This window comes from Chakrabartyella piscis (genome assembly GCA_030067835.1).
In the GTDB taxonomy this organism is placed as follows: domain Bacteria; phylum Bacillota; class Clostridia; order Lachnospirales; family Anaerotignaceae; genus Chakrabartyella; species Chakrabartyella piscis.
Map to the genome: position 1 here is coordinate 340,444 of CP092441.1, position 25,153 is coordinate 365,596.

Annotated in this window: 20 protein-coding genes; 12 read left to right on the top strand and 8 right to left on the bottom strand. The window is 38.5% G+C overall.

What is annotated here, in order from left to right:
• The first annotated feature begins 28 nt into the window (after window positions 1-28).
• Both MJY40_RS01545 and MJY40_RS01550 read left to right on the top strand, forming a co-directional pair.
• The gene (locus MJY40_RS01545) at window positions 29-871 is read left to right on the top strand and encodes a hypothetical protein (protein WP_317855325.1); all 843 of its coding nucleotides are present in this window, start codon (window positions 29-31) and stop codon (window positions 869-871) included.
• Entirely contained in the window at window positions 858-1,475 is a 618-nt protein-coding gene (locus MJY40_RS01550) for a sortase (protein ID WP_317855326.1), read from the top strand. Before MJY40_RS01545 ends, MJY40_RS01550 begins: the two co-directional genes overlap by 14 nt.
• A 102-nt stretch (window positions 1,476-1,577) precedes the next feature.
• Here MJY40_RS01550 and MJY40_RS01555 read toward each other — a convergent pair whose 3' ends face one another.
• Window positions 1,578-2,282 (bottom strand): helix-turn-helix domain-containing protein, encoded by a 705-nt coding sequence (locus tag MJY40_RS01555; RefSeq protein ID WP_317855327.1) that lies wholly within the window; start codon window positions 2,280-2,282, stop codon window positions 1,578-1,580.
• A gap of 610 nt (window positions 2,283-2,892) precedes the next feature.
• Here MJY40_RS01555 and brnQ point away from each other — a divergent pair.
• The 6 genes from brnQ (at window position 2,893) to lepB (ending at window position 7,819) form a co-directional block, all read left to right on the top strand.
• Window positions 2,893-4,194, top strand: a complete 1,302-nt coding sequence (gene brnQ, locus MJY40_RS01560; RefSeq protein ID WP_317855328.1) for a branched-chain amino acid transport system II carrier protein — start codon at window positions 2,893-2,895, stop codon at window positions 4,192-4,194.
• Window positions 4,195-4,541: 347 nt separating this feature from the next.
• Window positions 4,542-5,345, top strand: coding sequence for an alpha/beta hydrolase (locus tag MJY40_RS01565; RefSeq protein WP_317855329.1), 804 nt, complete (start codon window positions 4,542-4,544; stop codon window positions 5,343-5,345).
• Between the two features lie 71 nt (window positions 5,346-5,416).
• Window positions 5,417-6,070, top strand: a complete 654-nt coding sequence (locus MJY40_RS01570) for an HAD family hydrolase (RefSeq protein WP_317855330.1) — start codon at window positions 5,417-5,419, stop codon at window positions 6,068-6,070.
• 63 nt (window positions 6,071-6,133) lie between these two features.
• Window positions 6,134-6,721 carry a DUF4275 family protein gene (locus MJY40_RS01575; protein WP_317855331.1) on the top strand — a complete coding sequence of 196 codons (588 nt, stop codon included), beginning with the start codon at window positions 6,134-6,136 and terminating at the stop codon, window positions 6,719-6,721.
• A gap of 285 nt (window positions 6,722-7,006) precedes the next feature.
• A complete protein-coding gene (locus MJY40_RS01580) occupies window positions 7,007-7,180 on the top strand; it encodes a DUF6472 family protein (protein ID WP_317855332.1) in 174 nt (57 codons plus the stop codon).
• A 129-nt stretch (window positions 7,181-7,309) separates the two neighbouring features.
• A complete protein-coding gene (lepB, locus tag MJY40_RS01585) occupies window positions 7,310-7,819 on the top strand; it encodes a signal peptidase I (protein WP_317855333.1) in 510 nt (169 codons plus the stop codon).
• A gap of 275 nt (window positions 7,820-8,094) precedes the next feature.
• Here lepB and MJY40_RS01590 read toward each other — a convergent pair whose 3' ends face one another.
• Genes MJY40_RS01590 through MJY40_RS01600 form a run of 3 tightly spaced genes read right to left on the bottom strand, consistent with a single transcriptional unit; the run spans window position 8,095 to window position 9,387 of the window.
• Window positions 8,095-8,349 (bottom strand): XkdX family protein, encoded by a 255-nt coding sequence (locus MJY40_RS01590; protein ID WP_317855334.1) that lies wholly within the window; start codon window positions 8,347-8,349, stop codon window positions 8,095-8,097.
• Window positions 8,349-8,642 carry a hypothetical protein gene (locus MJY40_RS01595; RefSeq protein ID WP_317855335.1) on the bottom strand — a complete coding sequence of 98 codons (294 nt, stop codon included), beginning with the start codon at window positions 8,640-8,642 and terminating at the stop codon, window positions 8,349-8,351. The genes MJY40_RS01590 and MJY40_RS01595 overlap by 1 nt, the downstream gene beginning before the upstream one ends.
• 31 nt (window positions 8,643-8,673) lie before the next feature.
• A complete protein-coding gene (locus MJY40_RS01600) occupies window positions 8,674-9,387 on the bottom strand; it encodes a hypothetical protein (RefSeq protein ID WP_317855336.1) in 714 nt (237 codons plus the stop codon).
• Window positions 9,388-10,033: 646 nt separating this feature from the next.
• Here MJY40_RS01600 and MJY40_RS01605 point away from each other — a divergent pair.
• From MJY40_RS01605 to MJY40_RS01615, 3 genes are all read left to right on the top strand, one after another.
• Entirely contained in the window at window positions 10,034-11,257 is a 1,224-nt protein-coding gene (locus MJY40_RS01605) for an argininosuccinate synthase (protein WP_317855337.1), read from the top strand.
• A gap of 501 nt (window positions 11,258-11,758) precedes the next feature.
• Window positions 11,759-13,138, top strand: a complete 1,380-nt coding sequence (argH, locus tag MJY40_RS01610; protein ID WP_334305922.1) for an argininosuccinate lyase — start codon at window positions 11,759-11,761, stop codon at window positions 13,136-13,138.
• Window positions 13,139-13,593: 455 nt separating this feature from the next.
• Window positions 13,594-16,680 carry a copper amine oxidase N-terminal domain-containing protein gene (locus tag MJY40_RS01615; RefSeq protein ID WP_317855339.1) on the top strand — a complete coding sequence of 1,029 codons (3,087 nt, stop codon included), beginning with the start codon at window positions 13,594-13,596 and terminating at the stop codon, window positions 16,678-16,680.
• Between the two features lie 506 nt (window positions 16,681-17,186).
• Here the strand turns inward: MJY40_RS01615 and MJY40_RS01620 are convergent.
• From MJY40_RS01620 to MJY40_RS01630, 3 genes are all read right to left on the bottom strand, one after another.
• Window positions 17,187-18,608: an IS1182 family transposase gene (locus tag MJY40_RS01620; protein ID WP_317855340.1), complete on the bottom strand. Its 1,422-nt coding sequence runs from the start codon at window positions 18,606-18,608 to the stop codon at window positions 17,187-17,189.
• 113 nt (window positions 18,609-18,721) lie between these two features.
• Complete coding sequence (locus MJY40_RS01625) at window positions 18,722-21,154, bottom strand: copper amine oxidase N-terminal domain-containing protein (protein WP_317855341.1); 2,433 nt, start codon at window positions 21,152-21,154, stop codon at window positions 18,722-18,724.
• A 596-nt stretch (window positions 21,155-21,750) separates the two neighbouring features.
• Window positions 21,751-21,939 carry a hypothetical protein gene (locus MJY40_RS01630; protein WP_317855342.1) on the bottom strand — a complete coding sequence of 63 codons (189 nt, stop codon included), beginning with the start codon at window positions 21,937-21,939 and terminating at the stop codon, window positions 21,751-21,753.
• 176 nt (window positions 21,940-22,115) lie between these two features.
• Here MJY40_RS01630 and MJY40_RS01635 point away from each other — a divergent pair, with 176 nt between their 5' ends.
• Window positions 22,116-22,286, top strand: coding sequence for a hypothetical protein (locus MJY40_RS01635; RefSeq protein WP_317855343.1), 171 nt, complete (start codon window positions 22,116-22,118; stop codon window positions 22,284-22,286).
• A gap of 385 nt (window positions 22,287-22,671) precedes the next feature.
• On the opposite strand, the gene MJY40_RS01640 is transcribed toward MJY40_RS01635, so the two are convergent.
• On the bottom strand, window positions 22,672-24,555 hold the full coding sequence (locus MJY40_RS01640; protein ID WP_317855344.1) for a DUF4914 family protein: 1,884 nt from the start codon (window positions 24,553-24,555) through the stop codon (window positions 22,672-22,674).
• Window positions 24,556-25,153 lie beyond the last annotated feature (598 nt).

A 25,153-nucleotide genomic window follows, 5' to 3' on the forward strand; every position in this document is an offset into this window, starting at 1 on the left:
ATAGAAAACAAGAAAGGAGGCGATGGTATTGAGAAAAAAGAATAAATGGTTTTGGATGATGCTAGTCGCCTTCTTATGTTGTGGCATCAGTCAAGTGGCATATGCCCTGACACCAAATGATGTCAATGACAATTCTTTGACAGTGGAATTTGAGTATGATGGCGTGGTATATGAAGATGTGGAAGTAACCATTTATTACGTTGCCAGTTGGGAAAATCATGAATTTGTTTTGACAGACACATTTGCAGATTCTGGCATTGTTTTGGAACCAACCACAACACCATCAGCTTCTGAATGGCGTGAAATTGGAGAAGTTTTAGAAGAATATATCCACGATATTGGCTGTGACTGCGAAGATTGTCAACATACCGATGCAGAAGGTATTTCTGTATTTGAACACTTAGAAAATGGTGTGTATTATGTGGAATTTGCAGATGTTTATTGCGAAGATGGCATTTTGACTTCAGATCCAGTGGTGATCACTTTGCCAGCATATGAAGGCACCACCAATACTTGGGATTACGATCCAGTTGTGGATTTGAAATTGGCACTTCTTTCATGGGAAGAACCAGAAGATCCAGATGATCCAGATGATCCGGATGATCCAGACAAAACTAGAAGACCCAAAGACCCAGATGAACCAGAAGACTCAGATGAACCAGAAGATCCAGATACTCCAGATAAACCAGAAAACCCAGATACTCCAGATGAACCAGAAAACCCAGATACACCAGATGATCCAGATATACCAGGAATCCCACAAACAGGCTCTTGGAATTGGTTGATAGCACCATTGGCTTTGGTTGGTATGTTGCTATTTGCTCTTGGATTTTTTGGAATGATGAAAAGAGGCAAAGATGAAGATGAATAAGAAAATGAGTCTTTCTTTGATGGGTTTGGGTTTTGCTTGTATTTTGGGTGCAGCAGGAGTGCTTGGATACACACAAATGCAAGAAAAAAGTGCGTTATCTTTTGGTCATGAAGTTATTGTTGCATTGGAACAAGAAATGCAAATATCGGATATATCTGGAATAGAAGAAATGAAAACAACAGCAATCAGCATCAATGGTCAAAGCTATATGGGTGTGATTTTGATACCCCAATTGGAATTGGAATTGCCAGTTGCAAGCACCTACACAGATGCTTTGTTGCAACAAACACCATGTGCTTTTGCAGGAAGCATCGCAACAGAAGATTTGATCATTGCAGCCCATAATTATACAGTGCATTTTGGCGATATCAGCCAGTTGGAAGTAAAGGATGAAATCTATCTGGTGGATGCAGCTGGAATGTTACACACCTATCAATTGGTGCTGGAAGAAACTCTAGATGGTAGCGATTTGACAGGATTATATGAAGGAGAATGGGACTTGACTTTATTCACATGTTCCCATATGAACAATGCAAAACGAGCAGTACTGCGTTTGATAGAAGTGCAAGAAGAAACAATAGATATTACAAGCAACACAATATAAAAGATTGATAGACCCCCTTAAAATATGTAAGCGTTTGTAACAAAACCAAAGGAAGAAGGCATTTGGATATGATATCTAAATGCCTTCTTCTTGTTTACGTTGTCAATTGTGTTGATCCACAACAAACATATTCATTTTTTTGATGTGCTTCAATTGCTCTTTGCTGATAGCCAATTCCTGCTGCAAAGTATCGGCACCCATAACATATGGAGAAATGATGACTTTGAAGGATACAGGCAAAATAGGTTGTGTAGAAAGTCCTGAAAACAGTCCTACCATATGACCAGCTGGACTAAATGGATGGATCGCATACAAAAAGGCTTTTTCAATCTTGTTGTTTTGGTTTTCAAAGGTAAAGTTGGTGAAGGAATCGTATTTCTGCATTTTACCTTGGTACATATAGCGGCATTTGTAAATATTGAAATCTTCATCCAAATCAGCGTAAAAGCTGGCGGTGTGCACGCCATTTTCACCTTTTCCTTGGACTTCAATGACATTTTTGACAATGCGATTTTTTCTACCATCATAAAAATAGAGATACAAACGACTTTTGCTACCTGGATGTTCAGGTGTGATATGTTCTTCAGCAGAAGGCATTTCATAATCCACCAATTGGTTGATGGAAACACCCAATGCCTGTGCAATTTCAAACAAAGTTTCAATATCAATGGAGATATCGCCTGTTTCATATTTGGAGATGGTGGCTTTGCTTTTGCCAATCATAACAGCAAAGGATTCTATGGTTAAATGCTTCATTTTTCGATACAAACGTATGCGGTTTCCCACATGGATGGGTATTTCTTTCATTGCAATTCTCCTTGTTTCGTCAAAATAATGGATGGGGTTTCATAAGTGGCATGCACCCATTGCAAAGGGATGTTTGCTCACAAATGATTGTCCTTGATATATGGACAAATATGAGTATTTTCAAAAAAATCTGTATAAGTGGTAAAAAAATATTTTACAAAATAAGTAAATCAATGTCAAAAATTTCTTGTTATGAAAAAAATACAAATCAATTTCATAACGTAAATTAGCTTGTGGACATCATTGTATCACAAAGCAAATGGGAAATCTATAAAAAAAATCTTAATTTTCTCTTGTTTTTTAAAAAATACAACATTTTTATTGTGCGTATTCAACAAAATAATATAGAAATATCACTGTACACTATCGTATATATGATTGATATGTAAAATTCTTATAAAGTGACAAAATGTGATTTTTTGTTGTCTTTTGCAATAATCTGAAAAATATGCAGACAAAGTGATATATTTGTTTCTCGTTGGTAGACAATTTTAGTTTTTGTTTCATTTCCCTATTTACCTATCTGGTTGCAAGAGTACCTGTTTTCATGGATAATGTGGAAACACATAAATTCGAGTTGTAAAATAGGATTAAACAGGAGGTAATAACAATGGAGACGAAGAAAAAAACAATGGATATTTTGGTGATTGGACTTGCACTGTTTGCAATGTTCTTTGGTGCAGGTAATTTGATTTTCCCACCTTTTTTAGGGATGCAAGCTGGTGAAAGCTGGTTTACAGGCTTCCTTTGTTTCTTTGTGGCTGATGTTGGCTTGGCGCTTTGTGCAATTCTTTCTATGATTCGTATTGGTGATGTATCCATGGAAGGCTTGACTGGTAGACTTGGAAAAGTACCTTCCACTATGATCAATCTTTTGATTGTACTTTGTATTGGACCATTCTTGGCAATTCCAAGAACAGCAGCAACTACATTTGAAATGGCAATCCTTCCATTGTTCCCAAATGTCAACTCTTGGGTGTTTGGTGCCATCTTCTTTGGTTTGGTATTGCTATTGGCAATTAGACCTTCAGGGGTTATTGACATCATTGGTAAATTCTTGACTCCACTTTTGGTAATTTGTTTGTTGGCATTGATTTTCAAAGGATATCAAGAACCAATTGGCGATATTGTGCCAGCAGTTGTAGAATTCCACACTGCAAAAGAAGGTATCTTGGCTGGTTATCAAACAATGGACGTTTTGGCAGCAGTTGTATTCGTAATCATCGTCATTTCTTCTGCAAAAGCAAAAGGCTATACAGAAACAAAAGACACCATGAGCGTCATCATCAAAGCATCTTTGGTGGCAGCAGTTGCATTATTTGTGGTGTATGGTGGTTTGGCATTCTTGGGTGCTACCACATCTGCTGGTGGATTCTCTGATTTGAACCAAACAGCACTTGTTGTGGCAATTACAAAAAGTCTTATGGGACATGCTGGCGTTTGGATTTTGGCAATCATCGTTTTGTTTGCTTGTTTGACCACAGCGGTTGGGTTGACTTCTTCTTGTTCTTCCTATGTATCTGAATTGACAAAAGGTAGACTTTCCTATGGAAAACTTGCTGGTATCATGGTGGTATTCAGCTATGTGGTTTCCAACTTTGGTATTTCCACAATCATTGGTATTGCAGCTCCAATCTTGACTTTGTTGTATCCAGTTATCTTGGTTATGATTGTATTGGGCTTCTTCCATCACAGAATTGAAAACAATAGAATCCATCAATTTGCAGTCATCTTTGCGTTGGTGATTAGTGCTTTGGATGTGGTTGCAAGCTATGGCTATGCAGTTCCATACATCGATATGTTGCCATTTGCACAGTTCCAATGTGGTTGGATTGTACCAGCAATCATTGGTGGACTCATTGGCAAATGTTTCTCCAAAGGAGACGATGTATACGCACAAGAAATGGCGTAAACATCAAAAAATAAAAAGTATCATAAGCCGAAATTCAGGAAACTGGGTTTTGGCTTTTTTTAATTCAATTCAAGATTAAGAGGGTTAATGAATTATCAGAAACCTTTGCGTCACACCGTAGGGAACAGTCTTGACTGTTCCGTATTTCAGGGACAGCCTGTTGATAACAGGCGGAATGGTCAAGACCATTCCCTACAAAACCAAGGATAGGTCTCGTTATCTTGGGTTGGTAGTTTTTATAGGATTATTTTTCCATGAAATCCCATGAAAATCTATTTACGCATACTTTACGAAATGATATGATAGATGTATTACAACTATTGGACTGGATTAGGAGGTAAATTGATATGGCAACAATGATTTCTTCTTTCGATAACACACAACTTTTCATAAAGGTGGAAATACCAGCAGATGCAAAGGCAATTGCTGTCATTGTACATGGCTTGTGTGAACACCACGGTCGTTATGATTACTTTGTGGAAAAATTACACGCAGCAGGCATTGGTACATACCGTTTTGACCATAGAGGTCATGGACGCTCTGAAGGTGAACGCACTCATCTCAATGATTTCAACGAATTGTTGGATGATACCCATGTGATTGTCACAAAAGCCATTGCAGAAAATGGAGATTTGCCTATTTTTGTCATTGGACATAGTATGGGTGGCTTTACCGTTTCTTTGTATGGAGCAAAATATCCAAACCAAAGAATTAGAGGTTTTGTGATGAGTGGTGCATTGGTGAAAGATTATGCAGGCTTGATTGCAGCAGTGCCATTGGATTTGGACCCTCATATGCCACTTCCCAATGAATTGGGTGCTGGTGTGTGTTCTGTGCCAGAAGTTGTGGAATGGTATGGTCAAGATCCATATAACTCCAAAACATTTACCACAGGACTTTGCTATTCCATCAATAAAGGCATTGCTTGGTTCGATGAAACCGTCAAAAACTTTACTTATCCAGCTTTGATGTTGCATGGGGAATTGGATGGTTTGGTGAGCACCAAGGATTCCCAATTCTTGTTTGAGCATGTGGCATCCAAAGACAAACAAATTAAAATTTATGGCAACTTGTTCCATGAAATCTTCAATGAATATGCAAAGGATGAAGTCATTGACGATTTGTTGTCATGGGTATTGCGTAGAATGTAACAATAATACAATCGTAGGGGCGGACCTATGTGTCCGCCCGTTATAAACCACAAATAAAAAGGAGAATACACATGGTAAAAGCAGTGATTTTTGACTTGGATGGGACCCTTTTGAACACCATAACCGACATTGCAAATGGTTGCAACTTCGCTTTGGAACAATTGGGTTTGCCGATACATCCAGTGGAAGCATATAAATATTTTGTGGGCAATGGTCGAAATGCTTTGGTGCGTTCTGCTTTGGGTGACAATTTTACAGAAGAACGCTATGCACAGGCTTTGGTGTATAACGATACCCATTATGCTGCACATGGTGAAGATGTGACAGCTCCATATGACGGCATTTTGGACTTGTTACAGGCTTGTAGGAAAGCAGGCATTTTGTGTGCTGTGGTCAGCAACAAACCCCATCAATTTTGTGAAGTTCTGGTGCCAAAATATTTTGGTGACTTATTAAACCCCATTTATGGTTGCGTAGATGGCACTGCACCCAAACCAGACCCACATTTGGTGTTTCAAGTGTTGGAAACCTTGGATTTGCAACCAGAAGATGTTCTGTATGTAGGCGATAGTGGTGTGGATATGCAGACTGCAAAGAATAGCCATGTAAAAGCCTGTGGTGTTCTGTGGGGCTTCCGTAAAGCAGATGAATTGTTGGCAAATGGCGCAGATGTGCTGTGTGAAACAGTGGCAGACTTGGAACAACTGATATTTGCATCAAAATAATATATTGTAGGGGCACCCCTATGTGGGTGCCCGCAATTTGTATGTTAAAAGGTGGTGTGTGCATTGGATTATAGCTGGTTGGAACTGGAACACAGAAAACTATTGGATTGCCCAGAAGAAGAGCGTGATATTCGTCAAGAACTGCTTTTTGCTATCTGGGAGAAAACAAAGGCATATGAAGCACACATCAAAGAATACAATCGTTTGCAATATCACAAATCCTTGGCAGAACGTGGTATTGTGTTCCAATCCATAGGCAAAGCCAATATTTTGAAAATGGTATGGACAAAACTCTTTGCAATGTCCATGAGTCGCAAAGAACGTTTGGAAATTTTCTATGACCAATATCGTTGGTATCTCTTTTCCAGTGGCAAAGTGACTGCCAAATGTGGCATAGAAGCTCGTGACGCCTTCTGTGAGGTGGCAAAGGATCAAGTGCAGATGTTTTATCAAAATCAAGAAGAAGGCTTTGTCATAGATAATGCAGGGGATTTGCAGGCAGTGGACTTAGACTTGGAAGAAGATGTGTTTGTGTTTGACGATGTGGAATGTTGGACATATGTGCATACCCATACAGGCGAATCCTTTTTCTACTATCGCAAACAAGAGGAATATCCAGATGGCTTGCAATTGAACCTAGAAGGATTTTAAGCAAGCAATAGATGAACAATTCCAATATGGATGCATTGTAGGGTTGATTCACGAATCAACCGCTGTACCACAAGCCATAAATAAGATGCAACTGTAGGGGATAGCTGTGCTGTCCCACAACGAAAGATTCTTCGTCGCTACACTCCTCTGAATGACAAGTCAGTGGCAATTGTAGAGTTGATTCACGAATCAATTGCTATATACCACAAACTATAAATAAGATACAACTGTAGGGGATAGCTGTGCTGTCCCGCAACCAATCATCGCAATAGAAAGAAGGCAACCATGACCATTTGTGATACCTGTATGTACTTTGCATACGATGAAGAATATGAAGATTATTTTTGTGAAGTGAACTTGGATGAGGATGAAATGATGCGTTTTATGTCATCATCCTATCGCCAATGTCCATATTATCGCTTGGAAGACGAATATAAAACAGTACGCAAACAAATGTAATGATTAACTTGCAATCAGGATTTCATCTGGAAAAAATTTCATTTGTATTTTTCTGGTAAATCCCTTGTAATTTATGCGGAATTTGTATACTATAGAATAGATGTGTCGTTTTGTGGAGAATGTGAGGAAATGTTTTTGGGAAATCAATGGAAAGAATGGAAAAAAGCAATTCCTCGAGCATGTGGAATTTTATGTATTTTGTTTTTGCTGTGTTGGCCAGTGCATATTGATGGTGTGTCCATGGAACCCACTTTGTCAGATGGAAACTTGGTGTTTATGAGTCGAAGTTCTGCTTATGTTGGGAAATTGGAACAGGGGGATATTGCTGTATTTGAAACGGTACAAGATGGCACAGAATTTATCCTCATCAAACGTATCATTGCTGTAGGTGGTGATCATCTGTATATTTCACCAGAAGGTGAAGTGTGGTGTAATGGTGAGTTAGTGGAAGAAACCTATGCCATTGGCGAAACAGATGCTTTTGTGGATATGACAATTCCAGAAGGTACTGTGTTTGTTATGGGGGATCATCGTGATGCCAGCTTTGATAGCCGACATATGGGTGTAATTCCAGAAGAAGATATCAAAGGAAAAGTGATTTTCAAACTATATCCTTTGGGTGAAATCTGTATTTTTTAACAAGAAACAGCCTTTGTGATAGAATAAAGGCTGTTTTTTATTGCAATATAATAGCCCCAATGCAAGACAAAGGTGCTCACAATTATAACGTAGGGGTTGATGCCCACATCAACCCGTTTGCATCTTATTGTTGTTGGTGGATGGGGTTTATTAGGTCTCATTATCTTGAAATGGCAATAAAAATACCGTAGGCTCGCATTCCTACGGTAAAATTTCAAACATTCGCATTTGGTTCTATCCATATTACAATGGTTTCTATTATTTTATTTTGTGGCTTATACCACAGCAAATTCTTCTACTTCTGTAACTTCTGCAATGACATCAACTTCATCTTCAACTTCAGTTTCAGCTTCAACTTCGATTTCTGCATCAGCATCAACTTCTTCTTCCATATCTTCTGTCATCAACACTTCATCATACACAATGAGATGATATTGGGCTTCGGTCAAATATCCAATTGTCACATAACGCAACAACTGATCTGCACGTACAAAACCCAACTCAAATTTGGCTTTCAAAATTTCATACATCAGGACAAACCTCCTTCCAAAATCAACAATTCCAAATTGGTCAATTCTTGCATAATCAATTGTGTATCAGTATACAATGGATCGTAATCTTCTGGATATTCATAGTACAAACCATCTTCTGTAGAATAATGAATCACCACATCATCAAGTGTAAAATCATCTTCCACTTCTGGCAATTGGGTGTCTGTAATCCAAAGTGTATATTCATTGGTGCACAAAGATTCTGCTCCATGTTCGCTGATGCATAGATTGTGCCAATCTACCACACCATATTTTGTAATATGTATTAACATAAAAGTATTCCCCTTTCAATATTGTTTTTTATTATGATAATTCTGCCACAACTTCATCTTCACTGTCTGTTTCCACATAAGGTGCCAAATCCGTTTCTGTGAGTTCCAGTGGATTCACCACATCGTAACCAATCCTAGAACCCCAAAATGTACCCGTTAGAGTGGGTATAATAACATATGTGTGTCCTGCTACTACATTGAGCATATAACTTATAGTATATGTAGCGTTTGAAGTAAGATTGGTTGATGCGATTATGGATGCTCCCCAGTACGTGGCACTACTAATATGGAGTACATATTTTTCGCTTAAGATGGAGTTTGTAGGTGCATCCAACAGAGAACCTGGATGGTTCGCATACACATACATATATCCAGAAGAGGAGTTTGTGGAGGTGATATCAATCTCCACATATATGCTTCCAGATCGTCTGGCTGTATATCGCATCAAAACCTGGTTATATGTATAAGCGACACCATCTTCATAATTTTGCTCATATTTGTAGTTCCTAGAAGCGATACATACTTCACTATTCCCAATTTGGCTGAATAAAGTATCACCTTCATTTTCTGGTGTTCCAACATACTCGGCAATTTGGCTTAAGGTATCACCAACAGTGCCAACTTGTGTTGCAGTTGCAGCCATAGAAGCATCTATAATATCCATATTGTCGTTGAAATCAGCGACATCATAGTAGTCTGCTTCATCTGGCTTGGTCAAACTGTAATTCGTTGTTTCAGTTGCCATTTTGTATCTCCTTTCTTTGTTTTTTTTAGGATGATTGAGGTACTTTTAGTATACCAGAAAAAAAGTCCCAAAAAGTCCCAACATTTGAGGATGCAAAAGTGTTGAAATTTCAAGGGAAATCCTAGTTTTGTGATGATTGTAAGTAGAAATGAAAAATAAGCTCACCGTCAAAAAATCCCAAATGATACCACCAAACCAAATATCACTACGCAACTGTAGGGTATGGGTCACCCATACCGTAACGAAGAATCTGAAACCTAAGATTCCTCATTACATTCGGAATGACAAATCAGTGAACAGTGGTCAGAAAAAACCAAACCACTACACCTGTCATTCCTGTAGGGGCTGCCGGTAACCATGCTTTCCAATTGCCACTACAAATCTGTCATTCAGAGGAACGCAGTGACGAAGAATCTTAAGAATAGTTATTGTATCCAAAATGCAACCAATTTGCATAAAAATGCGTATTATGCAATGAATATACATAAAAATAGACAAAGACATGGTTGCAGATACGTTTTTTTCAGAATAACTGTACAAATCGTTATTGTTTTTGTTTTTTCTCTTGCAATTGGAAGAAAAATTATGTATAATTCATTTATATTATTCATTTGAACTCGTGAACACTATTCAAGGAGGAACTATCATGGCAAAGGAAAAAATCGTATTGGCATACTCCGGTGGTTTGGACACTACCGTTATCATCCCTTGGTTGAAAGAACACTACAACGATGCAGAAATCATTGCAGTTTGTGGTGACGTGGGTCAAGGTAAAGAAACAGATGGTTTGGAAGAAAGAGCATTGGCAACTGGTGCAAGCAAATTGTATATTGAAAACTTGACAGAAGAATTCATTGTAGATGCAATTTATCCTTGTATCAAAGCAAATGCTGTTTACGAACACAAATACCTTTTGGGTACATCCATGGCACGTCCTATCATTGCAAAAAGATTAGTTGAAATCGCTAAAGAAGAAGGCGCTTATGCAATCTGTCACGGTGCAACTGGTAAAGGTAATGACCAAGTGCGTTTTGAGCTTACAGTAAAAGCTTTGGCTCCTGAACTTCAAATCATTGCTCCTTGGAGACTTGATACATGGGATATGCAATCTCGTGAAGATGAAATGGCATACCTTGAAAAACATGGTATTCCTTTTGAAATGAAAGCAGATGATTCCTATAGCCGTGACCGTAACCTTTGGCACCTCAGCCATGAAGGTTTGGAATTGGAAGACCCAGCAAACGAACCAAACTTCAAACATATCTTGCAATTGGGCGTTTCTCCAGAAGAAGCTCCTGATACACCTGAATATGTAACACTTGATTTTGAAGCTGGTGTTCCTGTTGCTGTCAATGGCGAAAAATTGGGTCCTGTTGAAATGTTGACATTGCTCAACGAAATCGGTGGACGTAATGGTGTGGGTATCACAGATATCTGTGAAAACCGTGTAGTTGGTATGAAATCCCGTGGTGTATATGAAACACCAGGTGGTTCCATTATGTACTATGCACACCGTGAATTGGAATACTTGTGCTTGGACAAAAAGACACAATCTTTCAATGAAATCGCAAGCAATATGTTCACAGAATTGGTTTATAGTGGCGAATGGTATACACCACTTCGTGAATCTCTTTCTGCATACTTCGATGATGCAAACAAAACAGTAACTGGTTCTGTAAAAATGAAACTCTACAAAGGGAACATCATCTCTGCTGGTGCAACTTCTCCTTATAGCTTGTACAACGAATCCATGGCAAGCTTCACAACAGGCGAACTCTACAACCACAAAGATGCTGATGGTTTCATCAATTTGTTCGGTCTTTCCATGAAAGTACGTGCAATGATGATGCAAAACGTAGACAAACAATAAGATCAAAAGATTAAAGTCAAAAGATTAAAGTCAAAAGATTAAGACCTTGGGACGCTGTCCCAAACCCTGCGATTTTTTGAAAAAAATCGAGTAAAACTTTATTTCCCCAAGCAACATATTGCTTGGGGGATTTTTTGAATTGTAGGAATGTGTATTAAATTGCACTTGTATGGGAGGATATCATCCACAGCAATATCAATGAATGTAACCTTGTAGGGGCGAGCATTGCTCGCCAGAATAATGAACTAATGGCAAGAGTAGAACCCTTGCCCTACAAAACATGAATCAACGAACCAATTTCACTTGTAGGGAACAGTCTTGACTGTTCTGCAACTATAAACAACCATAAACAACCACAAACTCAATTGCAATACCTTAGCGGAAACGTAGTTTACGCAACTAAAGTTTGGATTGAACCTTTTCAAAGGTTCATAGGGTGGTGGGAAAAAGTCCCACGGTCTTGCACTTGACTTTGCACTTTATCTTTTCAAGGAGGAAAATATTATGAAACTATGGGGCGGTCGCTTCACAAAATCAACAGATAGCTTTACAGATCATTTCCATTCTTCTATTTCTTTCGATAGTAGAATGTACGCAGAGGATATTACAGGTAGTATCGCTCATGCAACTATGCTTGGCAAACAAGGGATTATCCCACAAGCGGATGCAGACTTAATTGTCAAAACATTGGGTGAAATTTTGTTGGATATCCAAGAAGGCAATGTGTCCTTTGACGAAAAAGCAGAAGACATCCATATGAACCTAGAAACCATCCTCATTTCTCGTATTGGCGACGTAGGCAAGCGTTTGCACACTGGACGTAGTCGTAATGACCAAGTGGCTTTGGACGCTCGTATGTACACTAAGAAGGAAATTATCGCAGTCCAAGAACTACTCAAAAATTTGATGGAAACTTTGAACGATTTGGCAGAAAAAAACACAGAAACCATCATGCCTGGCTATACCCACTTGCAAAGAGCACAACCTGTCACTTTGGCACACCATATCTTAGCTTATGTGGAAATGTTCAAACGTGATTATGCACGTATGACAGATACTTACAAACGTACTGATGTATTGCCTTTGGGTAGCGGTGCTTTGGCAACCACAACATATCCTTTGGATCGTGATTTTGTTGCAGAACAGTTGGGATTTGCTGGTATCACACAAAATAGTATGGATGGTGTGTCTGACCGTGATTTCGCTTTGGAATTTATGTCTGCAATGTCCATTATGATGATGCATTTGAGCCGTTTCTGTGAAGAAATCATTCTTTGGAGCAGTCATGAATTCAAATTCATTGAATTGGATGATGCATACTCCACAGGCTCTAGCATTATGCCACAAAAGAAAAATCCAGATATGGCAGAGCTCATTCGTGGCAAAACAGGTCGAGTATATGGTCATTTGATGGCTTTGTTGACCACAATGAAAGGTTTGCCATTGGCGTATAACAAAGATATGCAAGAAGACAAAGAAGGCTTGTTTGATGCCATCGATACCGTGAAAATGTGTGTACCTGTATTCACCAATATGATTGCAACCATCACTGTACGTGAAAACAATATGTTGGAAGCGGCAAAGGGTGGTTTCACCAATGCAACAGATGCAGCTGACTGGTTGGTGAAACAAGGGGTTGCGTTCAGAGATGCACATGAAATCATTGGTAAATTGGTGTTGTATTGTATCCAAAATAACACCAACTTGGACGATTTGTCCTTGGAAGAATACCAAGCAATTTCTCCAGTGTTCAATGAAAGCGTATACGCTGCCATTTCTGTAAAACAATGTGTGGAAGCAAGAAATGTGACTGGTGGTCCTGCAAAAGAAGCAACCACAAAGGTGATTGCAACAAACAAAGCGTATTTCGCAACATTGTAAATAGAATAGAAATCAACTTGATGCAGGTATCTTTATAGATGCCTGTATTTTTTTAACTTCATTTATAGTAATGCTGATACAATATGTACCATAACGTAGGTGGTATATCATCTTTCAATGAAAAATAGCCAGATGATAATTGTAGGGGATGGCGTCCCCGACATCCCGTCATGAACTACCATAAAAAGTAAATAGGATACCCTGAACACCCCAAAACCCATTGATTTGACTGAATTTGTCCTTTTGTGGGTCGAAAAGTGACCAACTTTTGATATTGATATTAAGGTTTTATTACAAAACCGTATTTTGGTTGCAAAGGGAATTTTTAACAGATATACTGAATATAGAATTAGAGTGCGATATTGGTTAGAAGTGTCTGAAAATCTAAACAAACTGCACTTGGAGAGATATAGTAAACAAAAAATATTAGGGTAAGTGAAAAGGAGGAAACGCCAATGAAAAAGATGATTTCTTTGGTTATTGCTGCTTCTATGGTAGCATCTTTGGTTCCTACAACTGTTTTTGCTGGTCAAAGTATTTATGCAACAGCAAAGGTAGTGGGGGCAGAAACTTTAGCAGAAACAGCAAGTGGGGAAGGTTCTTTGACTGGTTCCGATGTTCCAGAATTACAAATCACAGTACAAGATGTATCCTATTCTGGTAGCGATGCAAGTTTCAACAATCAATATTTGTCTACAAGTTACTGGGAATCACAACCATCTGCAAACATTTCAGCAGCTGGTGGTAACATGTCCAGTGCAATGTTAGAAGCAAAATTGATGTCTTTGCAAGAACAATTGTACGCTGCAACTGATGCAAGTGTCATTGCAGAATTGGAAGCACAAATTGCATCTTTGCAAAGTCAAATCTCAGGTGGAAAAACAACAACCAGTACTGGGAAATCAGAAACCAAAACAGAAACAACTGAAAAAGTAGAAAAAGCAGAACCAGTTGAAAAAGTGGAAACTGTAGAAAAAGTAGAAGCTACACAACCTGTAAAAGAAGAAGTAAAAGAAGAGCCAGTTGTAAAAGAAGAAGTAAAAACAGAAGTTCCTGTAGTGGAAGAAGAAGTAAAAGCAGAACCTGTACAAGAAGCACAAGCTGCTACAACACAAACTGCAACAACAGAGGCAGATGAAACAGAAGAACCTGTTGCTGAGATTGCAACAGCAGATACAACTACAGACACAACAGCAGATACAACTACAGACACAACTACAGACACAACAACAGACACAACAACTGATACAACAACTGATACAACAACTGATACAACAACAGATACAACAACTGATACTACAACAGATACAACAACAGACACAACAACAGACACAACAACAGACACAACAACTGATGATGTAGTTACAGCAGTTCCATATACAAATATGACTACTGAAGAAGCAAAAGCACAAGTTGCAAGTTATAAGGCATCTGCTCCGCAAATGGAAGTGGAAATCACTTTGGATGATGCAGAATTCCATTCCAATACTATTGTGGTTTATATCAATTCCGATGAAACCTATCCTGCAATCATTGAAGTAGATGATGTGGATGATGATGAAGTAACTTTCACCATCTATGGTAAATTGTACGAAGATGATGTAATAGTTGTAGAATTGGCAGTCAACTACGATTTGGATGCTGATGATTATGCAACTGTTTCCATTGATTCCGATATGGTAGAAGCAGACGATCTTGTATTCTTGTATGTTGCTGATGTGGGCATTGAAGCTTCCATCAAAGATTTGACATACGTTGCAGAAGACGAAGAAGTGGTTTTGGATGATACCATTGTTATTGAAGAAGTGGTAGAGGGTACCTTCAAAGTTGGTCAAATCCTTGTATTTGAAATCTCCAGAGGTTTTGAATTTGGTAGCGACAGTGACTTGGAAATGTCTGGTGTAGAAAACTATGAATATGATGATGAATACGCATACTTCACAGTAAACTCTACAGCAGTTACAAATGGTAAAATCAAAATTGATGGTTTGAAAATCATTGCAGATGATGCAGATGAAGGCGATACTGCTGAAATCGAAATTACATTGTATAATGATGATAATTCAACCTATGACAAACAATATAGTAGCGATAAAGTAGATAAATGCGAACTGGAAGTTGCAGAATGTTGTGCATACACAGTTGTCATTTCTGTAGACGAAGACGATGATGTACCTGTAATGTATAGCGGAACTGATTCTGATAACTATGGTTTGAATGACGATTCTGATCACTATTCCTTGGAGATCACAATTGAAGAATCCTTCCCTGGTGCTTGGAGCTACAGAGACGAATGGGAACTTGTATTGCCAGAAGGCGTATATGTAATTGATATCGATTTCGATGAAGACGATATGGATTGGGCAGATGGCAACGATGCAGAAAGTAACTTTATGGATGCATACCAAGAAGGCAATTGGGAAAGTTTTGTATTTGAAAAACGTGTGTTTGACGAAAGAACATCTTCTGATGATCCAATTGTTTTGACATTCTCCTTGGTTTTGACAGCAGTACCTGGTTTTGAAGGGGATGTAGAACTTGAATTTGTTGGCGATTCTGTCACAGAAGACGAAGTTGTCATTGCAGAATTCATTTCTCCATACACTGTAGAAGCATCTCAAAATGATGTAATTACAGACTATAGAAATACACCAATTGAAACACCTATTATCATCGAAGAAGAAGAAGAAGAATTGTGGAATGATGATATGGTATTCTATTTGACAATGGAAGACGATTATATGGACTTTGATGATGCTGGTGAAGTATCTGTCAACTCCGATTCTTATATGGAAGCGGATATGGATTATGGTTCAGCTTCTATTGAAATCGAAATTACAGAAGAATCTGAAGACGAACCTGGCGTTTTGACCATTGAAGGCATTGAATTGTACATGAACCGTTCTCTTGCTAATGGCGCATATGCTTTGGAAATGTACACCTCCGCAAGTATTGCTTTCTTGGAAGAAGCGATTTATGCTCCAGAAGCAGATGATGCAGATGATGCAGAAGACAATGACGAAGTTTGGCATGTAGGCGATGTTGTTTACGGTACAGATGATGATGATTACAATGCAGGTAGCGATGGTTATTCCGTTGTAGTTTGCGATAACTTTGTAAATATCGTAACAGCTGGCTCCGACTTGGCAAATGGCTTCACAACACAAGTTATTGTTCCAATTGGCGAATATTACATCTATGCTGGCGGTGTACAAATTGCATTGGATGTACCAGCGTATATCAATGCATCTGGTTATACAATGCTTCCTGTTAGAGCAGTTGCAACTGCTTTGGGTATTGATACCAGCAATGTAACATGGAATAGTGCAGCAAAACAAGTTGTTATTGTATATGGTTCCAAAATCATTTCTATGACAGTTGGCGATACAGGAATGTATGTAAATGGTACTTTGATCTATGCTTCCTCTGCACCTGAAATTGTAGATAGCAGATCCTTCTTGCCACTTCGTGATTTGGCAACAGCACTTGGTGTAACAGACATCAACTGGGATTCCAGTACAAAAACAGCAACATTGAACTAAATCATAAAACGATTAGAGGGCTTCGTAAAGAAGCCCTTTTTTGTTGCGTTTTGCAATATGATTTTGTGTTTTTGTTTGGAATTTGTTTATTGTTTTGGTTTTATGTTTTGGTTTTATGTTTCGGTATGATGTGGGCATCATCCCCTACAGGTTTTGTGGCATTGGATTGTAGCTTTGGCATTTGATTTTGTAGGGGCGATTATCAATCGTCAGTTGATATGATGCCAATAGATGTATGGTGGCATGGTTTGTCATTCTGAATGCAATGAGGAATCTTTGTTTTTCGTTGCGGTATGGGTGACCCATACCCTACAGGATTGTGGCATTGGTTTGGGTTGCAGTGGTATTGCGGTTGATTCGTGAATCAACCCTACAAGTGCATTGGTATTGTTTTGGGTTACAGTATGGTCAAATTTTGTTTTTGGTTTTGTAGGGGCGATTATCAATCGCCCGTTGGTTTGCATTTTTTGGTTTTGGCATACAAAAAAAGGACCCCTTTCGGGTCCTCACAGACTGTCAAAGAACCCTATTCCGCACCTTGGAATAGGGTTCTTTCGTATAAATAACGCATATTCTACAAACAACATATACTGCTTACTACTCCATGTTGCCAGTTTTTTTAAGTTCATTGCAGCGAATTTAAGCTTCACCCATTTTGAAACCTGAGCCAAGCCTTTATGATATGTATATCGCATTGCGTGCTTCTCCTTTGCGTCTGCAAAAACCCGTTCTATGGTTTGGCTCCTCAACGCATAGGTGTCTTTTCCTAATGGAGAATGCCGCACATCCTCTGCCTTTTCTAAATATATCCACCAGATGTGCTTGGTGACTACCTTTCTGTGGTCTTTGCTTTCGGTACACCTTGAAAGATTTTCACATTTTTCGCAAATATAACTGTAACTTTTAAATTCTCTATAGCCATCTCGATTGGTGGTTGTATATGGTAAAACGTGATATTCTGGGCAAATGATGCAGTTGTAGTATTCATCAAAAACATACTCATACCATGGTGAATTTCCTTTTTTCGTCACTGGTCTTTTGTAAGGCAAAGAGGGTATTCTTCCATCATCAAATATTTGCTTGCAAATCCATGGGGTTTTGTATCCTGCATCAGCTGTAATCACTTGTATTTCTGGATATTTTTCTGTCACTTTATGATAAACCTCATCAAATACAACACTATCATGGATGTTTCCAGGTGTTACAACGGTTTCTAATACAAAGTTATTTTTATCGCAAACGGTATGTGCACCATATGCAAAGCACTTTTTATGTTCGCCCTTATGGAACAAACCGCTGTCTGGATCTGTTGTAGAAGTGGTGATTGTTTTTGTTCTTGGAGGGTCATTTTTATCATCAAAAGGCTTTTTTCCATTATCTTCTCTGTCTTTATTGATTTCTTCAAAAAGTTGCTTTTCATACTTTTTAGTTGCAACAGGTATTTCTTTTTTGATGTTTTTCTTTAAATTTGCATTTGCCTTGATATGCGTTGCATCTATAAACACAACTTCTGGACGTAAATATCCTTTTTTCTCAACTTCACCTAAAATCCAAGCGAAAATTTTTTCTACCACTGTTTCTTTAAATCTATTGTTGAAGTTATAACTAATGGTAGCAAAGTGCGGAATACTATCATTGAGGGTATAGCCCAAAAACCAGCGATAGGCAATATTCATTTCAATTTCTTTTACCGTTTGGCGTAAAGAGCGAATTCCATACAAATGTTGGATAAACACCATTTTAAAGAGAACAACAGGGTCAACGCTAGGTCTGCCGTTGTTTGAGCAATACAAATCTTCCACAAATGAATAAATTTCATTAAAATCTACAGCTTTATCTATTTTTCTTAATAAATGATTTTCTGGAACAAGCATATCTATATTTATGATTTCTACCGATGTTCTTTTGATTTCTTCCTTGCTCAACATTTGTCATCACCTCAAGCTCATTATACCAAAAAAAGTCAGCATGTGCTGACTTTTTTGACAGTCTGAAAGGACCCCTTTCGGGGTCCTCATACATTTCGTTAATTCGGTTTGAATTAGTTGAATGTAGCTGTTTTTGTTGCATCATCCCAAGAGATGGATACGCTCAAAGCTGTAGCCAAATCACGCAATGGCAAGAATGTTCTGCTATCTGTGATTTCTGGAGCAGCGGATGTAGCAATAGCTGTACCATTAACTGTCATGTAGCTTTCGCCAATTGTCATAGCGATAACTTTACCACTGTAGATGATTGTTACTTGACGAGCTTCTGCGTTCCATTGAACAGCATTTGTATCAATACCCAAAGCGGAAGATACAGCTCTTACAGGCAACATTGTGTAACCAGCTTCAGAGATGTAAGCAGGTACATCCAAGTCGATTTGTTTGCCACCAGCGAAGATATAGGATTCGCCAATAGGAACGATAACTTGTGTCAAGAATGTGTCATCTTGGTCACGACCAGCTGTTACGATGTTAACGAAAGCTTCGTTTACTGTGTAACCGATTGTACCAGATGTGCCACCTGTTTCTTCGTCTACAGCGTCACCAACTGTTTGAACTTTGGTAGTGTTGGTTGCATCACCACCCGCATCTTCTCCTTCGTAACCAGCGAAGATAGCTTGTTCCATGAAGAATTCACTTGCAGATGTGCAGATATCCAAATCATAAGAACCAGCAGCCAAAGATCTGTTCATGTACAATGTCATGTTTTCGATTGTGATTACAGCAGCTTCGTCATCAGATTCTTCTTTGATTGTGATGTCGATAGATGCAGCTGTACCATCGAAGCTAGAGCTAGAGGATGTGCTTGTTTTGATTTCCATAGCGGAATCTTCGCTTACTGTGATATCGCCAGCATCGTCAAAGTCGATGTAGGATTCCATAGAAAGGGAGAATACCAAGTCTTCTTCCCACAATTCAGCATCAGCTTCTGTGATTACGATAGGTGTTTCAATCAATGTATCTCTGTAATCGATGATTACGTCGTTTTGTTCAGCTGTAGCTGTGAAAGGAGCTACGAATTCAGCGATAACAACTTCGCCTTCTGTTACGGAATCGCCAACAAGACCAAGAACAACTTCGCCTTCGAATGTAGGTTCAGCAACCAATTCCAATTCGAATTGTACTTTGAATACGTCTTCTACGGAGTTGTTAGGATCATTTTCTGTGAATACACGTTTTTCGAATACGAAACCTTTGTAGTCGCCTTCTTCATAAGCAGCTTCGAAGGAAGAGTAAGCATCTGTATCCCAGTTGATTGTGTTTTTGTTGATTTCAACTTCTGTTACATAAACGCCATCAGGCAATGTCAATTCAAATTCTTTATCTTCCCAAGCACCAGGGAAAGATTCAACGATTGTTACTTCCAAAGACATATGGTCAGCATCATCTGTCAAACCATCATTAGTGGAGTTAACGCCATTGTAGAATACAGGAACATCTTCGTCTTCATCAACGGACATTTTTACTGTGTAATCGCAAACTTCAGCAACTTCAACTTCACAGGAAGCAAGTTTTTTAGCTTTGCCATTTACTGTTGCATACAATTTCATTTCGATTGTAGCAATGTCGCCTTCGTCAGCACCATCAACAACGATACCCAAATCTTTGATTGTAATTTTGCCATCGTTAGCACCATCATCAAGATTCATGATTGCTTCGTTGTCATCATCGCCAATTACAAAGCTATCAGCTTCTGTACAAGTAGCAACGATATTGTTACCATTTGTATCGAATTCGAAGCCTTTTGACAATTCCATTTCAATCCATTGAACGCCATTGAAAGTATCAGCAACTGTTTCTTCGATTACGATTTTTTCTTCCAATGCAGCAACTTCGTCTTCTGCGATCATTGTCAAATCTTTGATGGAAGCTTCCATACCTGTATCAGAGATAGTAAGGAATACCAAATCATCAGCTTCAACCATGTCAGAATCAATAGATACTGTAGCATAATCGCCAGCATCCATGTTGTAAACTACATCCAAAGGAATGATGATTACGTCGTCAGCGGAGAAGTGACCTGTCAATTTAACAAGCATATCACCTTTTTCGATATCAACTGTAATAGCAAGTCTTGTAGCTTCTGCAAGAAGAGTAGCGTCTGCTGTTGTTTCTGTACTTACTTTGTCGCCATCGCCATTTTCTACGTAGATGCCTGTGATGTCATAAGCAAATAATGGGTCACCATTTGCATCTTCATAGTCAGCATCATCGAATTTAGCATCATCCAAAGAGATTTCAAGTTCCATTGTTGGAGCTTCATAACCTGTAGCACCAACTACATTTTTACCACTGTAAGCAGCGCTTGCTACTGTGATTTGCAATTCAGCTGCGTTTTCAAGAACTGCAGAACCATCAACTTCTTTCAATGTTTGTGCACCTACTACTTTCGCTGTAGCGGAAACGTCTTGACCTGCGAATGCTGTTGCAGGAACCAAGGAAACTACCATAGCGGAAGCAATAAGCAAAGAAATAATTTTTTTCATTTCAATTTCCTCCTTTATACTTATCCTTTTTTTAATTGTATAGCATTTTAGAGTGCTATGCTTCCGTTGTACCATGATAAAACAAACGAAGTCCAAAGGGTAGGAGGACTGTGCTTGTTTGGAAAACCCTGTCTATTTCCAGCATGAAATAGAAAAGTTTTCTTCAGATTGTCTGAAACCAGCATTTCTTCTTCAGCATAAGAAAAAACAAGGAAATCATCCAATCCACTGGAGATCAGCATCCGTTTTCAGCATAAAACAGAAACTGTCTTCCATATTTGAAAAGCAACATCCCATTTTCAGCATAAAAGTAGGAGTGCGTTTTCTTAAGGTTGTTTGTCATTTGAAATGACGGATTGCATTGGGGTATGATGTAGGCATCATACATTACGAATGACAACATACGTGAATGTTACAGGCGTAGGGGATAGCTGTGCTGTCCCGTCAGTAGAAACCAAGATTTTTCGTTGCGGTATGGGTGACCCATACCCTACAGTTGGTGGCACTGATTTGTCATTCCAAATGCAATGAGGAATCTTTGTTTTTAGATTCTTCACCACTGTGTATCATCTGAAAAATCAAATTACATGATGGGTTCATGCACTTTCTTCAGAATCAGTTTTTGCTTGTTCTTGTTCATCCAATGATCTGAAACCTGCCAAAAGCAGTTCTCGTATCATTTCAGAAGTGTTTTGGTCATCAAAAAACTCTTTTTTGCAGTTGCCCAGTAATTCTTGCATTTCTTCTGTTACTGAAAAAGTCAATTTTGTTGATTTTTTAGACATACCAACCACCTCCTTTATTAGGGTCTGAACATATGAACATATGAACTAATTTGAGTATAGTTCATACCCTATGAACTTGTCAAGAGATTTTTTAAAAAAAGAATTAACATATTTGCAACAGACTTGACAGAAGATATGAACTTCTTCATAATATGAACTGTGAGGAGGTGAAAAAAATGCCGACAGATAAACCACGATATACCATCATTGTTGATGAAGATTTGTTGAAAAAAATTGATGATTTTCGCTTTGACAACCGCTACCCCAGTCGTTCAGCGGCTACACTGGACTTGATTCGACTTGGCATGGAACAACTGGAGAAGGAACAACAAAAAACGAAGGAATAAGTATGTTGAGTATGGGAATCAATGGGGGAAATGTAGTGCAAATGGAGAAAATACACAGTATGGGTATGCTAGGTAGATGAAAAGACTGTTTTGAGATACAAAAAGACTCTGAGGGGGGTCTTTTTTCTTTGCTTGGAATTGGGTTTGCGTGATTTGAGTTTGCAATGTTTTTGATTTTGTAGGGGCGATTATCAATCGCCCGTTGGTATAATATCAACGATGTGTGGTGGTTGCGGTATTGCGGTTGATTCGTGAATCAACCCTACAAGTGCATTGGTATTGTTTTTGGTTTTGTAGGGGCGATTACCAATCGCCCGTTGGTCAGCACAAAAAAAGAACCCCTTTCGAGGTTCTCTTATGATTCTCCTATTAATAGGAAAGAATATTATTTTTTGAAATCCATTGGGATGATATCGCAATAGTCATCCATTGTGCCACCATTACGGAAACATTCAATGATTTGTTTTCCTACTGGATGTAATTCTTCCACATCAAATTTCTCCAATTCTTTCACGAAGAAGTCATGCAAGATTTTTGCACCTTTGTCATAACCTTCAATACCCATGGAATCTTGTGTTTCTGTACGCAAGAATTTGCTTCTGATTCTTTGACCATCAATACGCACTTGGTCAACAGTGTATCCAAGCAATGGACATCTTGCTTCCAAAAGATTCTTTTTGTAGAAACGAGCACCACCACGTCTAGCAAGGTATTCTCTAGCAATCCATTCAGCAGAGAAACCTACTTTATAAATACCAACATGTTGATTTGGCACCAAAATGTAGTTTGTATTTGGGCAACTCATAATTTGATCCAAAAGCATATTTGCTTGCAACACATATTCGCCAGTTGCAAATGGATAGTAGGAGCCAACACCTTCGCTGGTCATACCACCATCATCCACAATACTTGGGTTTTTGTGACCACGTGGTGCAACCAATCTCCAAAGCCAAGCCAAAGCTGGTGGAATGATATGGAACAAGCCCATAATACCATAATTTGGCATGTCATTGGAAGAAGGTGGCATACGCACACCAAAACTTCTGATATCCACATCAATTGGTTCTGTAATGATGTTGTTGATGGATTTTCTTGGGATGATTACACGTGGATTTGGACAAGGTTCGCCTGTAGAATCCAATGTATGTTCCCAAATCAAGCAAGTTGAGTTTGGTTGACCTTGGATATTGAAGAATACCAAAGGTTCATCAGGATGGATACTGATTTTTTCATATTGATGGTCTGTACCATAATGTGTGATATGATCCACACGCAAGAACCAACCATCTTCTGCATCTGCAATGACCAATTTTCCGCTTTCTGATTGGAAAGATGGATGGCACAAAGCCATATCGTCACAAATTGGATGCAAAGAACAAGCTTCAGAAATATTCAACAAATTGCGTTCTTTGGTCAAGGTGTTGATGCCCAAAAGCAATTCGCCACCAGTTTCACGATGCATTTCTTCCAACATTTCGGATTTACCACCACCAGAAGCACCTTCATGCATGATCACCACTTCGTTTTCATAAGGTGTGATGATTTGTACAGCAGAAGCATGGGCTGTAATCCAACCTTCTTCTTCACCAATGTTGAGCAATACACCATAAACGCCTTTTTTCGCAGATGGACCTGGATACAAGTTGTAAGCAAAGAGTTCATGCATGTGATCACATCTATTGTGTACAACGATTTGAGCACCATCGAAATGTGTGTGTCTAAATGGTGGAGCAAGGAAAATCACAGAACGTGGTTCAAATTTACGATCCAACTCATCGATGTTGACAAATGTTTGCAAGTTTGCCAAACCAGCAGCAAAGAATGCAGCATTCAAAGGACACACCAAAAGGGAGTCATAACCACCACAAGCAGTACCAGCCAAGAAAGGTACTACAATGAGTTCTTGTTTGGAAAGCCAATCCAAGGTTTCTTTTCTTACATTTTCAAATTCATATTGAGGATAACGATCAGAGAAACGTGTTTTGTTGGTGGGTTTTTTATCACCAATTAACATACATTCTGGGTCACGTCTTCTCATGTAATCTTCAGTGTAGTTGACAGCAATCCCGTTTTTACAACGTGTTACAGTTGCTTCCAAAACATTTTTATCCCCAACTTCATAGGAAATATCGGTAACGTCAATTTGGTAAGAACCAAATGTTAATTTTGTAAATTCTTTTTTACTCGCAGGAATCACTACATTTGGACTGTTCCACAAAACATCCATCAGCTCATCTGTAAATGCGATTTTTGACAATCGTTTGTTCATAAGTACCTCCTCTTTGTTCATATATATTCGGCATTCTATTTGGTACATAACATCATGCTACATAGGCGTTACCTCTATAAATAGGAAGATAGCCCATATAAAACGTAAATTCCCCTATCTTTAATCATAGTAGGTTTTGCACAAAAGTCAACATAATCTTTTATGAAAAGTGCCAAATTTAAAAAATAAGCCAAAAGAAAATGAAATTTTTATAAAATTATAATGGAGTCAGGTTTGATAGGATAGGAAATGCATGTGTTTTGTATTCATATACACAAAAAAAGCAAGATACCCCCAATATCATCCAGTTCAGACTGAATCACATTAGGAATTCCTTGCTTTCAACTTGTTGTAATTTGTGTAAATCAGAAAGCGAACAATGTGAATCGCATAATCACTGACATAACCACAACCAAGACAACTGATGTCAATGATGGTAAAAATTTTAAAATTCCTTTCATATAAATCCTCCGTTTGATACTATATTTTTTATGAATTGCTGTATTATCGGTAAGATACCATATAGGAGAAAGAAGAACAACGACAAATTTCCAAAGAAACATAAGCAAATATAACGAATTTCCAACGAATTTCTAAA